The organism is Rhizobium sullae (assembly GCF_025200715.1).
In the GTDB taxonomy this organism is placed as follows: Bacteria; Pseudomonadota; Alphaproteobacteria; order Rhizobiales; family Rhizobiaceae; genus Rhizobium; species Rhizobium sullae.
On sequence record NZ_CP104143.1, the window covers coordinates 362543 to 380116 of the forward strand.

Consider the following 17574-nt stretch of genomic DNA (forward strand, 5'->3'; position numbering starts at 1 on the left):
TAAAGAGAGCAGTAAGAGTGCGATTAAGCGCGCTCTTCCCAGATTTTCGCCAGTTCGACGAGAGTCGCCACCGCCTTTTCCATGTCCTGCCGACTGACCCATTCGAGCGGCGAGTGGAAGGCGTGGCCGCCGGCGAAGATGTTGGGGCAGGGCAGGCCCATGAACGAAAGCCGCGAGCCGTCGGTGCCGCCCCGAATGCTGCCGCGTACCGGCTCCATGCCTGCGCGCCGAACGGCCTCGACGGCGTTCTCGACGATCTCCGGATGACGGTCGAGGATCACCTTCATATTACGGTACTGCTGCTTGACCTTGAAGCTGTAGGAGGAGCCGGGATAGTCCGCCATGATCTCCTTCACGATCGTCTCCAGCATGGCTTCCTTGGCCGCGAGGCCATCGTCATTGAAATCACGGACGATGAGGTTGAGGGCTGCCTTTTCCATTGAGCCCGTGACGCCCGTCGGGTGCACGAATCCCTCTCTGCCCGCCGTCGTCTCCGGTGCCAAATCCTTCGGCAGCCGGCTGATGATCGCGCCGGCGATCTTGATGGCGTTCTCCATCTTTCCCTTGGCGAAGCCGGGATGGATGGCCACGCCTTGAATGGCGATCTCGACGCCATCAGCAGAGAATGTCTCGTCCTCGACATGGCCGGCCGTCTCGCCATCCATGGTGTAGGCGAACCGGGCGCTGAGCTTTTCAAGATTGACCTTGTCGACGCCACGGCCGATTTCCTCGTCCGGCGTGAAGAGGATCTTGATCGTCCCGTGCTTGATATCCGGATTGTCGACCAGGATTTGCGCCGCCGTCATGATCTCGGCAATGCCGGCCTTGTCGTCGGCGCCGAGCAGCGTTGTACCGTCGGTGGTGATGATATCGCTGCCGATCTGGTCGTTGAGCGCGGGATTGTCGCTGACGCGAATGACCTGCTGCGGATCGCCTGAGAGCCTTATGTCGCCGCCGCGATACTTCCGCACGATCTGCGGGCTGACGTTGGTTCCGGTGAAGTCCGGCGCCGTGTCCATATGCGAGCAAAAGCAGATGACCGGCACCGGCTTGTCTACATTGGACGGAATGGTCGCGTAGACGTAGCCGTGCTCGTCGAGATGCGCATCTGCAAGACCAATTGCCAGCAGTTCATCGACCAGCATCCGGCCGAGGTTCTTCTGCTTTTCGGTGGAAGGCTGCGTCGACGATGCGGGATCCGATTGCGTGTCGATAACGACATAGCGGAGGAAGCGATCGGTAACAGTGTCGGTCATGGGCGAGGTCCAATGCATGATCGTCAGCGATGGATTGCTGTAACCTTCATCCGCGTCGTGGTGAAGGAATTTCTGATTTCCAGCGCGCTTTGCACGAGAAAGGAATAGCTTGTAAGTCTTTTCAAATTAAATCTTAGATTGTAGACTTACATAATACCCGTGCGAATATGAACTCAACCTTGGAGAGCCGGACGGCGATCTGCTCCGTACCGCGGTCAGGTATGGACTGAAGCTCAGACGCTTTCCGGAGAGACTGGAATATGCCGAGGCGCTTGCCAGCCTGCGGCTAGGCGGTCCACAGCTTGCAGAGGTGGTCAGGCAATTGCGGGAAGTAACCGGCACGAAATGATGACAAAGAAATACGGCCGGGCCGGTCGCCTCAGCACGAGCAAGTATTGCTGTGCTTCTGCCGCAATACTTGCTATTTGAAGAGAGCTGATTTGTCTTTGCGAATGCGCAGACGGCTTGGGGATGCTTGCTGCGCTCAATGAACATGACTTAGGCTCGGGGGGAAGCGTGAGCAGTCTACGCAGTGGTGGCATCCGCGTCACCGTATCATCGCCTCTCCGTTGTCTTCGGCGGCTGTCGGTTTGCGTTGCGCTCATCGTCCCTGCGGGATGTGGCGGGCATCCAAAGCACGTGTTGGCGCCCGTTGCCGACGCGTCGCCTGGTTCGAGCCGGGTCAGCATGCTGATCACCACCACGCGTGGCCGCTCGGAGCATGCCGGAGAGATGTTCACGGGCGAGCGGGCGCGCGCGCCTGCGTTCGCAGACATCACGGTGTCGATTCCTCCGATCCGCAAGGTGGGCGATGTCGCCTGGCCAAAGAGGCTTCCTTCCAATCCAGCGACTGATTTCGCGACGCTCAAGGCGGAAGAGATCAGCCAAGAGGAGGCAAAGACCTGGCTCAATGCCGCGGTGAAGAAGAGCCCCGATCGCAGCGTGCTCGTCTTCATCCACGGGTTCAACAACCGCTTCGAGGACTCCGTCTACCGCTTCGCGCAGATCGTTCATGACTCAGGCGTCAAGAGTGCGCCTGTGCTGGTGACGTGGCCATCGCGGGGTAGCTTGCTTGCATATGGCTACGACCGCGAAAGCACCAATTACACGCGCAACGCCCTGGAGAAATTGTTTCAGTATCTGGCCGCCGATCCGGAAGTGAAGGAGGTCTCTATCCTCGCGCATTCGATGGGCAACTGGCTGGCCCTCGAAGGGTTACGCCAAATGGCGATCCGCAACGGTGGTCTGCCCCCGAAGTTCAAGAATGTGATGCTTGCTGCTCCGGACGTCGATGTCGACGTGTTCCGCTCGCAGATCGAAGACATGGGCAAGCGGCAGCCACGATTCACATTGTTCGTATCCCGCGATGACCGCGCGCTGGCCTTTTCGCGCAGGGTCTGGGGCGACATCCCGCGGCTGGGCTCGATCGATCCTGAATCCGATCCGTACAAGCAGGAACTGGCCGACAACAGCATCACCGTCATCGATCTGACGAAGGTGGAGGCCGGCGACGGTCTCCACCACAGCAAGTTCGCAGAATCGCCGCAGGTGGTCCAGCTCATCGGCGCACGCATCTCCGAGGGCCAGACGCTGACCGACAGCCGGATGGGCCTTGGGGATCATCTCATTGCGGGAACGACGGGGGTAGCGACAGCGGCCGGCAACGCCGCAGGTCTGATCCTTGCCGCGCCGGTCGCCGCGGTGGATCCGGATACCCGAGACAACTACGCCCACCACGTACCCGGGATGGCTGGACACGTCGGTGGAGAGCAGAAGATTGCGGTGAACGATTGCACATCGAAGCAGGCAGCGACACGGGATCCGGCATGCCGCCCGGCGCGGAACTGAGGAAGCAACGGGGCAGCGGTGCCTTCCGACAGAAGGGATAGGACGATGACGAAGTGTTTGAAACTCGGGCACTGCGCGGCTGTCGCCGCCATGATTTGCGGCGGTGTCCAGGCGGCCGACATAGCGCCTCTCCTGACGCAGGAACCAAAGCCAGCCGAAGCCGCGGATGGCTGGACTTTTTCGATCGCTCCATATTTCTGGATGGCCGGCATCTCCGGCGATACGGCGCAATTCGGTCTCCCGGTACACATCGATGCCGATTTCGGGGATATCCTGAAGAATCTCGATTTCGCCTTCATGGCGGCAGGGGAAGCCCGATACGACCGGTTCAGCGTCATCGGCGACGTTATCTATACGAAGCTCTCCGCTGACGGCGAAACACCATTCGGAGTACTGGCGACCGATGTCGAGGTGACTTCGAAGACGTTCGCGGGCCTGCTCGGCGTGGGCTACGCCGTCCTTGACGGCCCGTCGGGACACCTGGACGTCGTCGGTGGCGTGAGGCTCTGGTCGGTCGACACAACACTCTCGTTCAGCGGCGGCTTCCTAGGCACCGGCGAGACAAGCGACAGCGCCACATGGGTGGATGGTATGGTCGGCTTGCGCGGGAAGTATTCCTTCACGCCGGAGGTCTATCTGACGGGATGGGGACTGGTCGGCGGCGGTGGAGCCGACATCGACTGGGATGTAGCCTTGGGCGTCGGCTACGATTTCAACGCCAGGATTTCAGCCATCGCCGGATATCGAGCGCTTGGAGTTGATTATAGCGATGACGGTTTCATTTTCGACGTCGTCCAGCAAGGACCGATCCTGGGGCTGGCCATAAAGTTTTAGCCCACCGGTCAAAGCGGAGCACCAATGAAAAAGGGTCCACAGATAAAGGGGAAGCAATGTCGATCACGTCCTTCAAGCACCTCGCCTCTGTGCCGGTATTCATCGCTTGGGCGGGTTCGCTTCATGCCCAGGATTCGAGTACTGAACTCGCAAAGAAGCTTTCAAACCCGATCGCATCGCTGATCAGCGTACCCTTTCAGTTCAACCGCGACCACGGCCATGGCCCCCTCGATGGCGATAAGGCGACGCTCAATATCCAGCCGGTCATTCCATATCGCTGAACGAGACTGGAACGTCATTTCGCGCACCATCCTTCCTTCATGTCCAAAATCCGTAGACGCGCTCGATCAACCAAAACGAAGCCACGCCACCGATGCAGTAGGCTCCGACAACCAGTGGCATAGAGTGCGACCAGCTTGCGTCCGGACGGACGACGCGAACCCAAGGCCGGCGCAGGATCGCGAACAGAGCCATCACGATCGCGATGAAGAGGAGCTGCCCAAGCTCCACTCCAACATTGAAAAATAGCAACGCGACCGGGATGGCGTGGTTCGGCAACCCGACCTCGCTCAGCGCGCCGGCGAAGCCAAGCCCGTGCAGCAGGCCAAAAGCAAAGGCGATGAGCCACGGAATGCGAGCAGCGAGGCTCTCCTGACCTCTGTTGACATTCACGATCTCGACGGCAACGAGAGCTATGCTGAGCGCGATCGCGGCCTCGACCGGCGGTCCCGGCACATTGAGGTAGCCGAGCGTCGCCGCGCCAAGCGTGATGCTGTGGGCGACGGTGAAGGCGGTCACAGTAAGACATATGTCCTTCCACCCCCGCACCAGCATGATCAGCGCCAGAACGAAAATAAGATGGTCGACGCCAAAGATGATGTGCTCGACCCCGAACCCGAGATAGGCGGCGGCCACCTTCCTCAACCCCATCGAAGCCGGAACCTCGAAGGAAGGGCTTGCCGGCGTCAGGCGCGCCGTACTGGTGTCTCCGTTCAGTCTCTCGATGCGCACCAGGACATCGGTTCGGCTCTCGGGAAGACCGTCGATCGTTATTATTTCGCCGGCGAAGCCGGTTGGGGCATGAACGGTCCACCGCTCGACGTAGGCATCGCTCAGGAAAGTACCATCGCGTTGCGTCGCTTCGACCGCGCTCTTGGGCAGCCGCGGATAGATCGCAAGCCGCCGCTCGCCTAGTGCCGGCGCCTTCCAGGTGACCGCATAGACATCAGGCGTGCTTTCGGTGATGGCGAGATAGGCTGGGCGCAGATCATGAGCTTGCGCCTGTCCGGAGATCGCGGCGGCCAAGAGAAGAAAGACGACTCCCAGCAGGCGGATCATTCCGCCACCCCAACAATTGTCTCTGTAGAGGCGCCTGGCATTTTCTCGACCTTGATGACGTAGCGAGACCGAAGTTTCTTGTAGAGGGCATCGTTGGCCGCGACCTTGCGGGCATGGAGCCATTCCCTGCGCGCGGCGTCGCGGACTTGCTCGAACGGGAGTTCGCGCGCTTCGACACGCTCGCTGACCCGTACCAGATGCGTGCCGTACCCCGAGATTACTGGGCCCTGCCAGGTACCTGGCGTGGCGCGGTCGATCCAAGCTGCGAAATCAGCCCCAAATGTCTGCGCCACTTCCGACTTCGTCAGGTCACGGAAATCGGAACCTGCGAGCAACGGGCTGCCGGCCGTCGAGGCGTCCGTTGTCCCTGCATCCAGGGCCAGGCGCAAACGTTCCACCTCTACTTCGTTTGCTGCTTGCGCGCCTGACGGGAAGTAGACCTGCGTGAAGGATACGCTTGGCTTGCCGCTGAACCGATCCGGATGATCGGCCACAAACGCCCTCAATTCGGCGTCGGTCGGTTGGACATCGGCGGCGAGGTCGGCGACGAACTCCATCTTCTGCCGTATCCGGCGGCGGACAATGGCGTCGTCGCGGTCGAGGCCCATGGCGATGCCCTCGCGATAGAAAACATCGTCGCGGATGTATTCATCCACCAGTGCTTCCGTTTCCTTGGCCGTGGGCCGCCGCTGCCAGGTCTGGCTGAAGATCGCCTGCAGACTGGCGATCTGGCCGGCGCTGACGACGATCTCGTCCGGAGCCGTCTCGTCACCGGTCGCCCATTGGTACACTCCGAAGAGGACCGCGCCGATGACGAGGAAATGCAGCAGCGGTTCGCGCAGCAGCTTCATGACATTCCTCATTTCTGCTCGACCGAAGGCAACGAGTACAGCCGGGCGGGTTCCCCCGCCTGCAGAATCAACACGTCGTGGTCGCCTGGTCCACAGTAGAGCGGGTCGGATTCCTCTGCCTGCAGCGCCGGCATGCCGTGATCGCCCAGCCGGCGTAACGCCGTCGGCGGGGCTGCAAGCGCCGCTCGGACCTGATCCTGGCCGTTCGCCGAACCATAGAACCGAACCAGGCCGTGTCTTTCTGCAGCGGCGGAATCGAACGATCCATCGACAAGCGCGCGGACGACCTTTTCGTCCGTTACGATGACAATATCGCCCTTCGCCGGCCCGTCGGCATGGACGTGGACGGAATAGCCCCCTTCCGTCGGCGTGTAAGTTGTCCACATCACGGCCGGTATCAGCACGACCGAGAAGCTCGGGCTCTTGCCGGTCGCCGAAGCGGCGGCGTTCATCCGCGCGCCGAGTCCGGTCATGCTCTCGGCGGCCCGGCGGAATCCGCTCCCGAACAGATCCCTTTTTGCTGGATTCTCTGGGCGCGGCGGCAGCATGCCGGCCTGCTCTGCCTGGGAGACCGCGGTGCGTACATAGAGCGACTTCGGAAAAACCCAGTTCAGCAGGCCGAGGGCTATATCGTTGGGGTTTTCATAGCCGCAAGCGGCAGCGGAGGGCGGGGCGACGGCGGCGAGAAGAGCCGCCGTCGCGAGCAGCCGGGACCACCGTCGGTGACGTGGGACCGTGCTTGCTGGAGCATTTTTCCACATGGCGTAGCCTCCGCAGTTATCGTTCAGGCGTGTACCAGATCGGCGAAGTGTAGGCCCGTTCCTGCCCGAACATCGGCACTTCGGCAGGCATCTTGATGCCGAAGCGCACCGCGTCATAAGCGGTCCAGCGCGGCGTCGGGATCTCAAGTACGCGGGCGTAATAGACCGCCCGCAGCGCGGCATCGAATTCCGGGTCGGTCCACGTCTTGATCAGTTCGGAAGCGCCGATGGTGTTCGTCCAGGTGGCCCTCGCCACGTCGACCGTATTGCCGACCGCAGGCAGCTTGCCGTCGGCGCCCGGTGCCCGATCATCGGACCAGACAACGTCGTACACCTTCTCCTGGCGTGCGCCGGCGTCGTCGATCCAGCCCTTGACGATCTGGATACGGTCGAGATTGCCGCCAAGCGGATCCTTAAGCGCCGCGACGAGGAAGGTCGGGGACTTGCCGGTCGGCGCCGCACTGAGGTCGCCGCCCATCGGCACGCCCTTGGTATAGCCTGCGAAGGCTGGGCTGCGCGATTGGGCGTCGGCATCGGTAAAGTCCCAGCCGCCGAAGAACCGCACCAGCATGCGCGGACCGGTGGTCGCGTAGACCTCCTTGCGGCGCATGGCGTCCCAGATCGCCTCGCGCGTGTTCTCCGTCGCCCAGACGCCGGCATAGCCGGACGCGACCTGCTGCCAACCCATCAGGAACACGTCGCCGTTGCGCATGAACTCGTGATGCGCGCGATCAGGGCTCGGTTCCGCGCCGGTGTGCTTGCCGAAGAAGTTGTCCTCCTCGGCGGTGGCGAGGGACGTGTGGCTGTCGGTCGAGCCGATCATGCCGAACTTGTAGGGGTTGACGCCAAGCTTCGCCTCGAGCTGAAGGCCGGTCTGCAGCGCCGTGCGCGCATACTCGCTCTGCAGCATTTCCGGCTTCTTCACTTCGCTGAGGTTCAGGTTGCCCTTGTCCCATAGCTCGTAGCCGGCGAATTCGTCGGTGGGCGAGAGATAGGGATGCGCCTCGCCGTCGCCCTTGATCTGCGTTACCTCGTAGAGCGGTTCCCAATGGGCGCGCTTCTCCGCATAGTCCGCCGACAGCGGCTGACCGGTGGCGGGATTGGTCTCCGTCGGGAACATCCAGCCGTTTGAGAGATTGCCGTTGTGCGAAATGGCAAGGATCCTCCCACCGGTCTTGTCTTCATAGGCCTGGAGATGTTTCCACAAATCCTCCGGGGTCGTACTGCCGAGCGGAGGATAGGTCGTAAAAGGAAGGGTCTGCGCCGCCTTGTCTCCACCGTCGCGGTAGATCACGACACGATGAAGATTGTTGCCAGGCGGCACCTGCGAGGTCCACTCATAACCGATGAAGGCGGTGAAACGACCCGGCTCGTTGTATTTTTCCGCCGCGGCGATGATCTGATCCCAGGTCGAGCGAAACCCCTCCGAGCCCGGCAAAAACTCCAGCGCCTTCGGAAACTTGCCGCGTGAGAAGCTGTCGATGATCTCGAGGGCGGCGGTAACGCCGTCCTGGCCGCCCGCTTGCACCAGGTCGTACCACCGCCGGCCCGTCGGGTCTGCGAGCATTTCGGGCTTCCCGGCGAAGAGAGCCGGAAAGAAGCCCATGTTGTCGGAGTGGTCGGTGATGGCCAGGAAGTCGAGGGGGCGCGACAGTTTCACCCGCTCGCCGCCGGAAGCGGTCAGCTCCTCGCCGCGGGCTAAGCGGTAGGCGTCCTCGAAGCCGAGCCGGGTGCCGAAGGCCCCTGCGTCCAGCGACGCGCTGGTGTGCAGATGCGTGTCTCCCCAGAACACGCGGCTCGGGAAATTGCGTTGCGCGTAGGGCGAATAGCCCGGCGCCTTACCCGGTGCGGCGGACGAAGGATCGAGGGTGCCGGCATCGGTGTTCGTCGTCTGCGCAGCCGCCGGTGAGACGACGAGGACGCTTGCGATAGTCAAAGCGCGATAGAGGCGCGATTGGTTACGGATAGGCCTCATGATGGTGTTCCTTCCCCTATTGAGACCGCGCATCGTCAATTCGCGCGCGGCAGTCACCCCGGCGAAACCACCGCCGACGATCACCGTATCAACTGTTGATCGTCTCAACGGCGGGCGAATGGATTACTCCGCCAGCTCGAAATCGCGCGGCTGCCAGGTCTTGTTGAACCGGTGGGGCCGCAAAATCGCATTCGGTCAGTCCACGTAGACAACGACGTAGCGGCCTCCATAGGACTGATAGTAGGTGCCGCCGCACCGCCAGACGGAGACACCGCTGATGCTCGTCCTAACGCAGGCGGCCGGCAGCGCGGCGACGTAGATCGCCGAGCGACGGACCGTGCGGCGCGTTGTGCGCCTTGCGACGCCCGCCACGCTGCCAGGAGTCGACGGCCGGCCGACCCGAGCCTCCGCCTCGGTGATGATGAAACTGACGTGGCCTGATTGTCCGGCCACCCAGCCGTCGGTCACCACGAGGGCGGCGACGATAGCCGCGGCCGAGACGTACTTTCGGAAGGTTCGCTGCGTGCTCATTCATGTGACTCCAGTACGAGGTCGCCGATCGCGTCGGAGTAGACTGCATCGAGCTTCTTGGCCTCCGCCGGCGGGGTGAAGGAGAACGTCTTGGCATCAACCTTGTTGGTGCTCCAGTCGCGCAGACGAAGCGTGTACTGCGGCGCGCCGGTCACCCATTTCGTGGTTATCACGTATTTCATCGGCAGCTTCTGATCGCCCTTGCTGATCCAGAGCTGCCAGTCGACCACGTCGTTGCGGAACGCCAGATGGTCGCATTCGACGCCTCCGACATAGGAGGTTCCAACAAGCGATCCCGATATTACCCCGTCGGTCAGGGCGGCATAGGGATCGGCAGCCAGCAGGTCGGCGCCGACGGCATCGAGGCCTGTCAGCATTCGGAACTCCTGAACAGCCTCGTCGATTGAAGGTCCGGGGCTGTCAAATTGCGCGTAGACGTTCAAACCTTTCCCATAGAGCGACACGACCTTGCCGTCGAAGGTGACCTGAACGTCTGCATATGGTCCCTTCCGCGTCATCGACAGGCCGCTGGGACGCGAGATGGCCATGGATCCGGAGGCGCTGTACTGGATCTTCTGGCCCTGCCTGTCGACGATCTCGTGATCGGTGTCGTATTCGACATTGAGCTCCTTGAGCGCCTTCAACTGGTCGGCCATGGCACGCAGGACGGAATCCGCGTCGGGATCGATGACGCTCTGGCTCCAGGCCGGCGCAGCCGCCAGGCCCGCAGTGATCACCGCAGCCGCCAGGCCGACGGCTCGACGCCGTGATCGGACACAGACACTGGCACTGATGTTCTCTTGCTTCATGTCATTCAACCTCCGTTTCAGGGTATGTTCACTGACTTGCCCTAGAACTTCCCACGCGTCGGGTGTCGGTTTTCCAGCGCCTCGCCTATGGCGGCATCGGCGGTCATCCTGTCGGGCGCGGCCCCCGACCTTCGCTTTCTCCTATCGCTTCGGCGACTTCGTTGACGAGATGGTCGATCAGCTCCTGCCATTCACGCCGTCGCTCTTCGCAAAGTGCGGCCGTTGTCTCCACGACATTGGCGAGCGCCCGTTCGGCCTCGGCCAGATCCGCGCAGAGATCGCAGAAGTCCTCGCTCCTGCCCATCAGTCTTCGGATCGACAGTTCCGCCTGCGGAAACCGTCGGGCCGCAGCCGAGAATGCCTGCTCTTTGCGAGTCACTTCGTCATTCGTCGCCATCGCGCCACCGTTGAAGGGAGACTAGGCGCGATTTTGCTGCCAGCGTAGAGAACTGCTGTAGTTTACGTGGTGTATCGGGAGCAGACTCCCCAATCCGGGTCGATGCCCGGCCTCATGAAACCGAACATTAGCTATCGCTATTTGGACCATGCGCGTAGTATATAGCTTGCAATTGGACGATGCGGGCGAACCATCGTGCACGCACTGGGGGGTGCCGTGACTCATGCAGGGGCATTAGAACCGGGTGACATGCGGCCCGCCGAAGGGGCCTGCCGCGAGCAGCTTTCGCGTATCCAGCAAAGCACCGATTTCCGCGCGACGGAACGAGAACATCGATTTCTTGACTATGTGGTCGATGAGAGCCTGTCCGGTCGAGGAGAACGGATAAAGGCATATTCAGTCGCCGTGGAAGTATTCGGGCGGAACAGCACGTTCGACCCCCAAAATGATCCGATCGTACGCATCGCTGCCAGTCACATTCGCCGGTCCTTGGAGCACTACTACCTGACTGGCGGGAGGGCAGATCCTGTTGTCCTCAGCATTCCGAAAGGTAGTTATATACCCGTGTTCTCTGTTCGGGCGCCGACGGAAGACACTGCTTCAGCCATGGCGGTGGACGTGTATAAACCGATGCGGCCATCAACAAGCGAGCAAGCTGGATCGAACATTCCGGCGGGCGCCGTCCCCAGTTCGCAAGACGTCCTCGCTCAGCTTCAGCGGATCGTCTCAAGCCCTGAATTTCGCAGGGTAGGACGCACAGGCGTCTTCCTTAGTTACCTCGTCGAGGAGGCCCTCGCCGGACGTGGACACCGGATCAAGGGCTATTCGATTGCGATCGAGGTGTTCAAGCGACCCGAGAGCTTCACCCAGGACGATCCTGTCGTGCGGATCGAGGCAGGCACGCTGCGCCGGGAACTCGAACGCTACTATCTGGTGGCTGGCCGGAACGATCCAGTCAGGATCGGCCTTCCCAAGGGCGGATACGTTCCGACGTTTGCTTGGAACGAACCTGCCGAACCCATCATCGCCGAGGCTGTGCCACGGCCCAGGCCATTGGATCAGATCGCCGCTCCTTGGTGGCGCATGAGATGGCCGATCCCGACGGCTCTCGCCGTCGTCGCCGGTCTTGTCGGATCTGCCTATTGGATCAACGTCCGACCTATGATTGATTCCGTGAGGATGACCGGCATACCGGTTCGTCCAACCTTGGTGGTCGCACCGTTCGCGAATCTTGGGGATGGACCTAGTGCCGAGCTTTATGCGCGGGGGTTGGCCGAAGAACTCCTTACTGCCCTTCCACGCTTCAAGGAGATCAAGGTGTTCGGACGTGAAACGTCGGCATCTCTCTCGCCAGGCGTTGGTGTGTCGCAAATCCGGAATGAACTCGGCGCGCGCTATCTGCTGGATGGTAGCGTGAGGACGTCTGGCAGCCGCATTCGAGTGACGGTGCGGCTTCTCGACACCTCGGACGGCTCCATCCTATGGTCCGAGGACTACGAGAACGACCTGCAGACACGTGATCTGTTCGCCATCCAGATGGCGGTCGCAAACAAGGTCGCGGCAACTGTCGCCCAACCATACGGCGTCATGGCGCAGGTCGATTCCGCAAAGCCTCCTCCCGACGATCGCGGTGCTTACGAATGCACGCTGAGCTTCTATGCCTATCGTGCCGAGCTGAGCGTCGAGCGTCATGCGGACGTCGGGGTGTGTCTCGAGAAGGCGGTGACACAGTACCCGAGCTATGCAACCGCATGGGCGATGTTGTCCATCGTCTATCTGGATGAGGAGCGGTTCAAGTTCAATTCGCGATCCGAGATGCCTCCGCCTATGCAGCGGGCGCTTCAGGCGGCGCGACGCGCAATCCAGCTCGATCCCGACAACACCCGCGGTCTTCAGGCGTTGATGACCGCATTGTTCTTCAATCAGCAATTTGCCGAGTCCATGCGCATCGGAGAGCTGGCGCTTGCGACGAACCCCAACGACACCGAACTCATGGCGGAGTTCGGAACCCGACTGGCCATGGGTGGGCAATGGCAGCGCGGCGCGGCGCTTCTGGATCAGGCCCTTCCCCTCAATCCAGGTGCTGCCGGTTACTACCATGGAACCCGCGCGCTCGCCGCCTTCATGCTGGGAGATTATCCGGCTGCGGTCGCCGGGATCAGACAGGCGGATCTGCAGAAATTCCCGCTTTTCCATGTGGTGGCGGCGATCATCTACGCCGAGGCTGGGATGCCGGAGGACGCCCGCCGGGAGGGGGAGACGTTCATGCAGATGCGGCCCGACTTCGTTCCGAACATTGCGGCCGAACTCAAGATCAGAAACATCCAGCCGGGGGATCAACTGCGCTTGATCACGGGAATACGCAAGGCGGGAATGCCGGTTCCGGATGGCGTGGAAGCCGCCATCACGGATTCGACCGTGGTGTCGGACGGCCACTGATGCTCGAGCATGGGTTTCGCTGGCCGCTTTGATGCCCAGTCGCGACTGCGGGCGCGCGGGTCGGCAGGGGAAACGCGGCAAGCCACCCCGTAACCTACAGGATGTTACGGGCGTGCGGCTTCGTCGTCGCGTAGTGTTTCAGAGCCCGGCATCGGAACGGGGCGCGGGACAGACACCGCGCGATCACTACGGGGGTGCTGGGTGAACAGCAAAAATAGCCGCACGATGACGTCGGCACCTGCCCGACATCTTCAACGGATATTCGTATGCGGGATGCTCATCGTTCTGTCGGGTTGCAGATGGCATCCGAAGGGTGTCCTGACGCCGGTCGCAGACACGTCTTTCAAATTGAGTCGCGTCGATATGCTGATCACGACGACGCGCAGCCGGTCTGCGATCCCCGGCGAGATGTTTAGCGGCGAACGCGCCCGCGCTCCGGCCTTCGCCGACATCACCGTGTCCATCCCTCCAGCGAGCGCCCGAAAGGTCGGGGACGTCGCCTGGCCAAACAAGCTGCCTTCCAATCCGGCGACAGATTTCGCGGTGCTGAAGGCGGAAGAGGTGGACGTGAACGCCGCCAAGGCCAGGCTCAGTGCCTCTGTCAGCTCGACGCGCTCGGCGGTAAAAATACTTCGCGGCCGAAGCGGCCGCCAGACTGTCGGCTCGGGTCGGATCCGCACTGCAGGAAATAGACGACAGGCGCAATCGGTCTGACTTGAGGCAAATGCCCGAAAATAGAGAAACACGATGGAAATGTTGCTTTCAAAGGGAATGTTCGCGTTCATCCGAATGGCCGTTGCCGGCGTTGTCATTGCGGTCGGCGTTCTTCTGGTTTCTCCGTCGGCCTTCGCGCAGGCGGTGGCTCCGGACGCGGCGCAGGCGGAGAAAGTTCGGCGCTTTCTCGAACTGGTCGACGATCCGCAGGTGCGATCCTGGTTGCTGAGCGCCAATCCTGCCGCCACGGCTTCGTCCCCTGCAGCAATACCGGAGGGGCCGAGCGTCTCGTATGCCGAATTCGCGACGAGGTTCCGCGCCCACGCCGCCGACCTGCTGGAGGGTGTCCGCTCGTTTCCGTCGGAAACCGGAGGTGCGGCCGCCGTCCTGCAACGCGAGCTCGACGCGAGCCAGAGCGCGCGACCGATCTTCTTCGTTCTTGCTTTCGTCGCTGCCGGTTTGGCGGCTCAATGGAGCTTCCGGTGGATCAGCAGGGGCTGGCGCGCATGGATCGCATCGGGTCAGCTTCTGACCGTGCGCGACAGGCTCGCCGCAATCTCCGCAAGACTGCTGTGGTCGACATGCTATGTGCTGGCCTTCGCCCTCGGCAGCATCGGCTTCTTCCTCGCCTTCGAATGGCCGCCGCTCGTCCGTGAGATCGTCGTCGGCTACCTGTTCGCGGTGATGATCTTCCGGCTCGCTGGCGTCGCTTTCGATTTCCTGCTTGCGCCGTCCGGATCGGGTAATTTCGCCGATGCGCAGCGTTTCCGCGTCGTCCCCATCACCGACCAGGCCGCGGCCCATTGGACGAGGCGGCTCGGCTATGCGGTGGGATGGTTCGCCTTCGGTTCGGTGACGGTGCATCTTCTCGTAACTCTCGGCTTTTCGGAACCCGCCCGGCAGGTGGCGGCATACGCGCTCGGGATTGTTCTCCTCATTCTCAGCATCGAGGCGGTTTGGCGGCGTCCGGTGACGCTCCAACCGACGGATCAGGCAAGTCGCTTCGGCCGCATCGGCCAACATGCGCGCAACTGGCTGTGGACGGTTTACTTCACCGCGCTCTGGCTTCTGTGGGTGGCAGGGGCCATGAAGCTGTTCTGGATCGCCGTCGCCGCCGCGGCACTACCCGGCGCGATTGCCCTGACACGGGCGGCGGTCGACAATTTTCTGCAGGGCAGCATCCCCGATTCGGAGGAGAAGACCAGGCCGGGTGTCGTCTCGGTCATGGTTGAACGGGGAATTCGCGCGGCGCTCATCGTCGGTGCTATCATTCTGCTGGCGGACGTCCTCGACATTAATCTGACCTCGATCGCCGCCCAGGATACCGGGGCCTTGCGGCTGATGCGCGGAGCGCTGAGTGCCGGCATTATCCTGCTTGTGCTTGACCTTATCTGGAATGTCGTGAAGGTACTGATCGACAGGAAGCTTGGTGAGACGGAATCAGCGCACGAAGCCGGCAGCGAGCGGGAGCGGCGGCGGGCCCGGATCAGAACGCTCCTGCCGATCCTGAAGAATGTCCTGATGATCCTGTTCGTCGCAGTCGCGATCATGATGGCGTTGTCGTCGCTCGGCGTCGAGATCGCGCCCCTGATCGCCGGGGCAGGGGTCGTCGGCGTCGCCATCGGCTTCGGCGCGCAGACCGTTGTCAAGGACATCATCAGCGGCATGTTCTACCTGCTCGATGATGCCTTCCGGGTTGGAGAATACATATCAAGCGGCAGCTACAAGGGCACCGTCGAGTCGTTCAGCCTAAGGTCGGTGAAGTTGCGCCATCATCGCGGCGCGATCTACATCGTTCCGTTCAGCGAGCTTGGCGCGGTCCAGAACCTCAGCCGCGACTGGGTCGTCGAAAAGCTCACGGTCACGGTCGGTTACGATACCGACGTCGACAAGGCGCGCAAGATTATCAAGAAGATCGGACAGGAACTGCTCGTCGATCCGGAACTGGCTCCGATCACCATCGAGCCCCTCAAGATGCAGGGCATCGACAGTCTCGGCGACTCGGGCCTGATCCTGCGGATGAAGTTCACGACTGTTCCTGGCGAGCAGTTCACCCTGAAGCGGCGGGCGCTGATGATGATCAACAAGGCCTTTCACGACAATGATATCAAGCCGGCCTTTCCGACGGTTCAAGTTGCAGGCGACAGGGGACAGGACGTCGCCGCGGCGGCCCAGCAGGCCTTGGCCAAACACAATGAGGCAATCGCGGCTGCGTCGACCTGAGCGCAGGGCGACAGGCGAAGGGTCTGCCATAGGAGGCGCGAAAATCTTTGGGAGTCAGCATTTGGGCGCATTCCGAAAGCGGTTTCGGATGCTCAGGATCGGATCCCCAGCCATCATTTTGTGTGATCGCAGATTGCTACGAACTAGAATGACGTTCCCGCCAGCGCCGCGTGGGAAAATCCAACCAAATAGCTGAAAAAACTGCAGAATTACTGGGAATACTTAGTACAGCGAGAAGAAGCGTTACAGGCCTAAATTGCGCCTGCCTGGGATCTTGGATCCTCACATGATTTCAATGGCCTATCAAAATCGCCTTGAAATTCCCTCTGTTTTCCCATCGCGAGCGACCGTGGATCCCAGCTTTGTGCCTGGCTTTGGGCCTCAGTCAACAGGAGGGATCTTGCGGCAATTATTTTCGCTTTTGGGGTCCCAACTTTCCCTCTAGCGATCACCGCGCGTTTCTCCGCCTTGCGTCCCAATCTGCCGTTGCCATGCGATGTTTCATCTCGAGAAGCAGACGTTGTCTTTGTGCGACCAATCCATGCAACCTTCCAGCTTCGCGGTGCGCGCGCCGGCAACCGCGAACGGGGCATTGGAAATGCGGCCTGAAATATTCTGCGTGGAGGTCCGTGCTCGGAAGCCGATCATGGCAAGGCTTTGAAATCCGACCTTTGATAGCCATTAACTGGGGTCTGCAGTCCCTTGGGCGCGATCACCTCAACCTTGTCGCCCCATTGATAGAGATGCCAGTCATCTCGAGCCATCCCGATCCCTTGAACCAGCTTGCCCTGCCGCGCCATCGTTCGCCAGGTGGACAAGTGGTTTGGGTTCAAACCATGCCGCTCTGCCACTTCTTTCACCATCGCACCAGGCCGAAGGCTCTCCGAAACGATCTGCGCCTTGACCTCGTCCGGCCATTGCCGGTGAACCTCACGTCCAGAATTTCTGGTCGTGAGAACCTCCAATGTAGTCTCCATGGAGAATCCCCGTCGCTTGTCCATGGAAAGGCGATCACAGATTAGGGCGGCGAGGACAACGTGGGAGCAGAACATGCTCGAAGAGTTTTCGAAGCTGATCCTTCGTCGACATGACTTCCTTCGGATCTGTCTTCAGTTCGGCCAGGCGCAGGTTGAGTTTTCGGCCAATCATCTGCGCCTTTTTATGATCGGAACAATGAAGGCTCAGTGAAAGCCGGCCGCCTGGACGGCACCTGACAAATGAAGTGGGAACACGTGCGCGCCAGTAAAGGATATTGCCGCGGCGAATAAGGTTCTCGACGTCGTGGCGGACCGCCATGGGAAAGTTGCCCTTGCCTGCCACCTGCGACGCCGCTACGCAGTTTTCGCGTCGGCATCACCTGTGGGCTACAGTTCTGGGCATCAGGTCGCCAATGATGCCAAAACGATATCCGGCACGACTGGAAAATCAAGGAATTAAAGGGATTTAGAGAGAATTGGCTGGGGAACCTGGATTCGAACCAAGATCGACGGAGTCAGAGTCCGCTGTTCTACCATTGAACTATTCCCCAGCAGCGTGCGGCCGGCAAAGCGGCTCCGCTGGTGTGCGGCGCTTATAAACAAAAGCCGGAGGAATGCAAA

Annotated in this window: 15 protein-coding genes, 1 tRNA gene and 1 pseudogene; 5 read left to right on the forward strand and 12 right to left on the reverse strand. The window is 61.2% G+C overall.

Annotated elements, in window-relative coordinates; all coding sequences use genetic code 11:
* Positions 1–23: 23 nt before the first annotated feature.
* On the reverse strand, positions 24–1256 hold the full coding sequence (gene pepT / locus N2599_RS01805) for a peptidase T (RefSeq protein WP_027509961.1): 1233 nt from the start codon (positions 1254–1256) through the stop codon (positions 24–26).
* Between the two features lie 471 nt (positions 1257–1727).
* Here pepT and N2599_RS01810 point away from each other — a divergent pair, with 471 nt between their 5' ends.
* The 3 genes and pseudogenes from N2599_RS01810 to N2599_RS01820 form a co-directional block, all read left to right on the forward strand.
* The gene (locus N2599_RS01810) at positions 1728–3104 is read left to right on the forward strand and encodes an alpha/beta hydrolase (RefSeq protein ID WP_084606449.1); all 1377 of its coding nucleotides are present in this window, start codon (positions 1728–1730) and stop codon (positions 3102–3104) included.
* Between the two features lie 45 nt (positions 3105–3149).
* On the forward strand, positions 3150–3938 hold the full coding sequence (locus N2599_RS01815) for a hypothetical protein (protein ID WP_037141871.1): 789 nt from the start codon (positions 3150–3152) through the stop codon (positions 3936–3938).
* 56 nt (positions 3939–3994) lie between these two features.
* A pseudogene (locus N2599_RS01820) lies at positions 3995–4256 on the forward strand (transporter); the annotation flags it as partial.
* Here the strand turns inward: N2599_RS01820 and N2599_RS01825 are convergent.
* The 7 genes from N2599_RS01825 to N2599_RS01855 all read right to left on the reverse strand — a co-directional run bounded on the left by N2599_RS01825 (position 4257) and on the right by N2599_RS01855 (position 10600).
* A complete protein-coding gene (locus N2599_RS01825; protein WP_027509965.1) occupies positions 4257–5276 on the reverse strand; it encodes a HupE/UreJ family protein in 1020 nt (339 codons plus the stop codon).
* Positions 5273–6127, reverse strand: a complete 855-nt coding sequence (locus N2599_RS01830) for a peptidylprolyl isomerase (protein ID WP_051336552.1) — start codon at positions 6125–6127, stop codon at positions 5273–5275. Before N2599_RS01830 ends, N2599_RS01825 begins: the two co-directional genes overlap by 4 nt.
* Positions 6128–6135: 8 nt before the next feature.
* Complete coding sequence (locus N2599_RS01835; RefSeq protein WP_051336553.1) at positions 6136–6888, reverse strand: hypothetical protein; 753 nt, start codon at positions 6886–6888, stop codon at positions 6136–6138.
* 16 nt (positions 6889–6904) lie between these two features.
* Positions 6905–8863 carry a DUF3604 domain-containing protein gene (locus N2599_RS01840; RefSeq protein WP_051336559.1) on the reverse strand — a complete coding sequence of 653 codons (1959 nt, stop codon included), beginning with the start codon at positions 8861–8863 and terminating at the stop codon, positions 6905–6907.
* A gap of 195 nt (positions 8864–9058) precedes the next feature.
* Positions 9059–9394, reverse strand: coding sequence for a hypothetical protein (locus tag N2599_RS01845; RefSeq protein ID WP_027509967.1), 336 nt, complete (start codon positions 9392–9394; stop codon positions 9059–9061).
* On the reverse strand, positions 9391–10203 hold the full coding sequence (locus N2599_RS01850; RefSeq protein ID WP_027509968.1) for a DUF2092 domain-containing protein: 813 nt from the start codon (positions 10201–10203) through the stop codon (positions 9391–9393). The genes N2599_RS01845 and N2599_RS01850 overlap by 4 nt, the downstream gene beginning before the upstream one ends.
* A 103-nt stretch (positions 10204–10306) precedes the next feature.
* Positions 10307–10600: a hypothetical protein gene (locus N2599_RS01855; protein WP_027509969.1), complete on the reverse strand. Its 294-nt coding sequence runs from the start codon at positions 10598–10600 to the stop codon at positions 10307–10309.
* 249 nt (positions 10601–10849) lie between these two features.
* On the opposite strand from N2599_RS01855, the gene N2599_RS01860 reads away from it, so the two are divergent.
* Positions 10850–13039, forward strand: a complete 2190-nt coding sequence (locus tag N2599_RS01860) for an adenylate cyclase (RefSeq protein WP_244915049.1) — start codon at positions 10850–10852, stop codon at positions 13037–13039.
* Positions 13040–13290: 251 nt separating this feature from the next.
* Here the strand turns inward: N2599_RS01860 and N2599_RS37770 are convergent, their stop codons facing one another.
* Positions 13291–13824 carry a hypothetical protein gene (locus N2599_RS37770; RefSeq protein WP_156915264.1) on the reverse strand — a complete coding sequence of 178 codons (534 nt, stop codon included), beginning with the start codon at positions 13822–13824 and terminating at the stop codon, positions 13291–13293.
* Between N2599_RS37770 and N2599_RS01870 the strand changes: the two genes are divergently transcribed.
* Positions 13811–15976 (forward strand): mechanosensitive ion channel family protein, encoded by a 2166-nt coding sequence (locus N2599_RS01870; RefSeq protein WP_100772470.1) that lies wholly within the window; start codon positions 13811–13813, stop codon positions 15974–15976. The genes N2599_RS37770 and N2599_RS01870 overlap by 14 nt on opposite strands.
* 644 nt (positions 15977–16620) lie before the next feature.
* On the opposite strand, the gene N2599_RS01875 is transcribed toward N2599_RS01870, so the two are convergent.
* The 3 genes from N2599_RS01875 to N2599_RS01885 all read right to left on the reverse strand — a co-directional run bounded on the left by N2599_RS01875 (position 16621) and on the right by N2599_RS01885 (position 17504).
* The gene (locus N2599_RS01875) at positions 16621–16953 is read right to left on the reverse strand and encodes a transposase (RefSeq protein WP_100772472.1); all 333 of its coding nucleotides are present in this window, start codon (positions 16951–16953) and stop codon (positions 16621–16623) included.
* A 34-nt stretch (positions 16954–16987) separates the two neighbouring features.
* The gene (locus N2599_RS01880) at positions 16988–17296 is read right to left on the reverse strand and encodes a DUF6538 domain-containing protein (protein ID WP_244915048.1); all 309 of its coding nucleotides are present in this window, start codon (positions 17294–17296) and stop codon (positions 16988–16990) included.
* Positions 17297–17430: 134 nt separating this feature from the next.
* A tRNA-Gln gene (locus N2599_RS01885) sits at positions 17431–17504 on the reverse strand.
* Between the last annotated feature and the right edge of the window lie 70 nt (positions 17505–17574).

Coding starts and splice junctions, on each gene's coding strand:
- pepT (WP_027509961.1), bottom strand. CDS start 1,256: ATGACCGACACTGTTACCGATCGCTTCCTCCGCTATGTCGTTATCGAC.
- N2599_RS01810 (WP_084606449.1), top strand. CDS start 1,728: ATGCTTGCTGCGCTCAATGAACATGACTTAGGCTCGGGGGGAAGCGTG.
- N2599_RS01815 (WP_037141871.1), top strand. CDS start 3,150: ATGACGAAGTGTTTGAAACTCGGGCACTGCGCGGCTGTCGCCGCCATG.
- N2599_RS01825 (WP_027509965.1), bottom strand. CDS start 5,276: ATGATCCGCCTGCTGGGAGTCGTCTTTCTTCTCTTGGCCGCCGCGATC.
- N2599_RS01830 (WP_051336552.1), bottom strand. CDS start 6,127: ATGAAGCTGCTGCGCGAACCGCTGCTGCATTTCCTCGTCATCGGCGCG.
- N2599_RS01835 (WP_051336553.1), bottom strand. CDS start 6,888: ATGTGGAAAAATGCTCCAGCAAGCACGGTCCCACGTCACCGACGGTGG.
- N2599_RS01840 (WP_051336559.1), bottom strand. CDS start 8,863: ATGAGGCCTATCCGTAACCAATCGCGCCTCTATCGCGCTTTGACTATC.
- N2599_RS01845 (WP_027509967.1), bottom strand. CDS start 9,394: ATGAGCACGCAGCGAACCTTCCGAAAGTACGTCTCGGCCGCGGCTATC.
- N2599_RS01850 (WP_027509968.1), bottom strand. CDS start 10,203: ATGAAGCAAGAGAACATCAGTGCCAGTGTCTGTGTCCGATCACGGCGT.
- N2599_RS01855 (WP_027509969.1), bottom strand. CDS start 10,600: ATGGCGACGAATGACGAAGTGACTCGCAAAGAGCAGGCATTCTCGGCT.
- N2599_RS01860 (WP_244915049.1), top strand. CDS start 10,850: ATGCGGCCCGCCGAAGGGGCCTGCCGCGAGCAGCTTTCGCGTATCCAG.
- N2599_RS01870 (WP_100772470.1), top strand. CDS start 13,811: ATGTTCGCGTTCATCCGAATGGCCGTTGCCGGCGTTGTCATTGCGGTC.
- N2599_RS37770 (WP_156915264.1), bottom strand. CDS start 13,824: ATGAACGCGAACATTCCCTTTGAAAGCAACATTTCCATCGTGTTTCTC.
- N2599_RS01875 (WP_100772472.1), bottom strand. CDS start 16,953: ATGGAGACTACATTGGAGGTTCTCACGACCAGAAATTCTGGACGTGAG.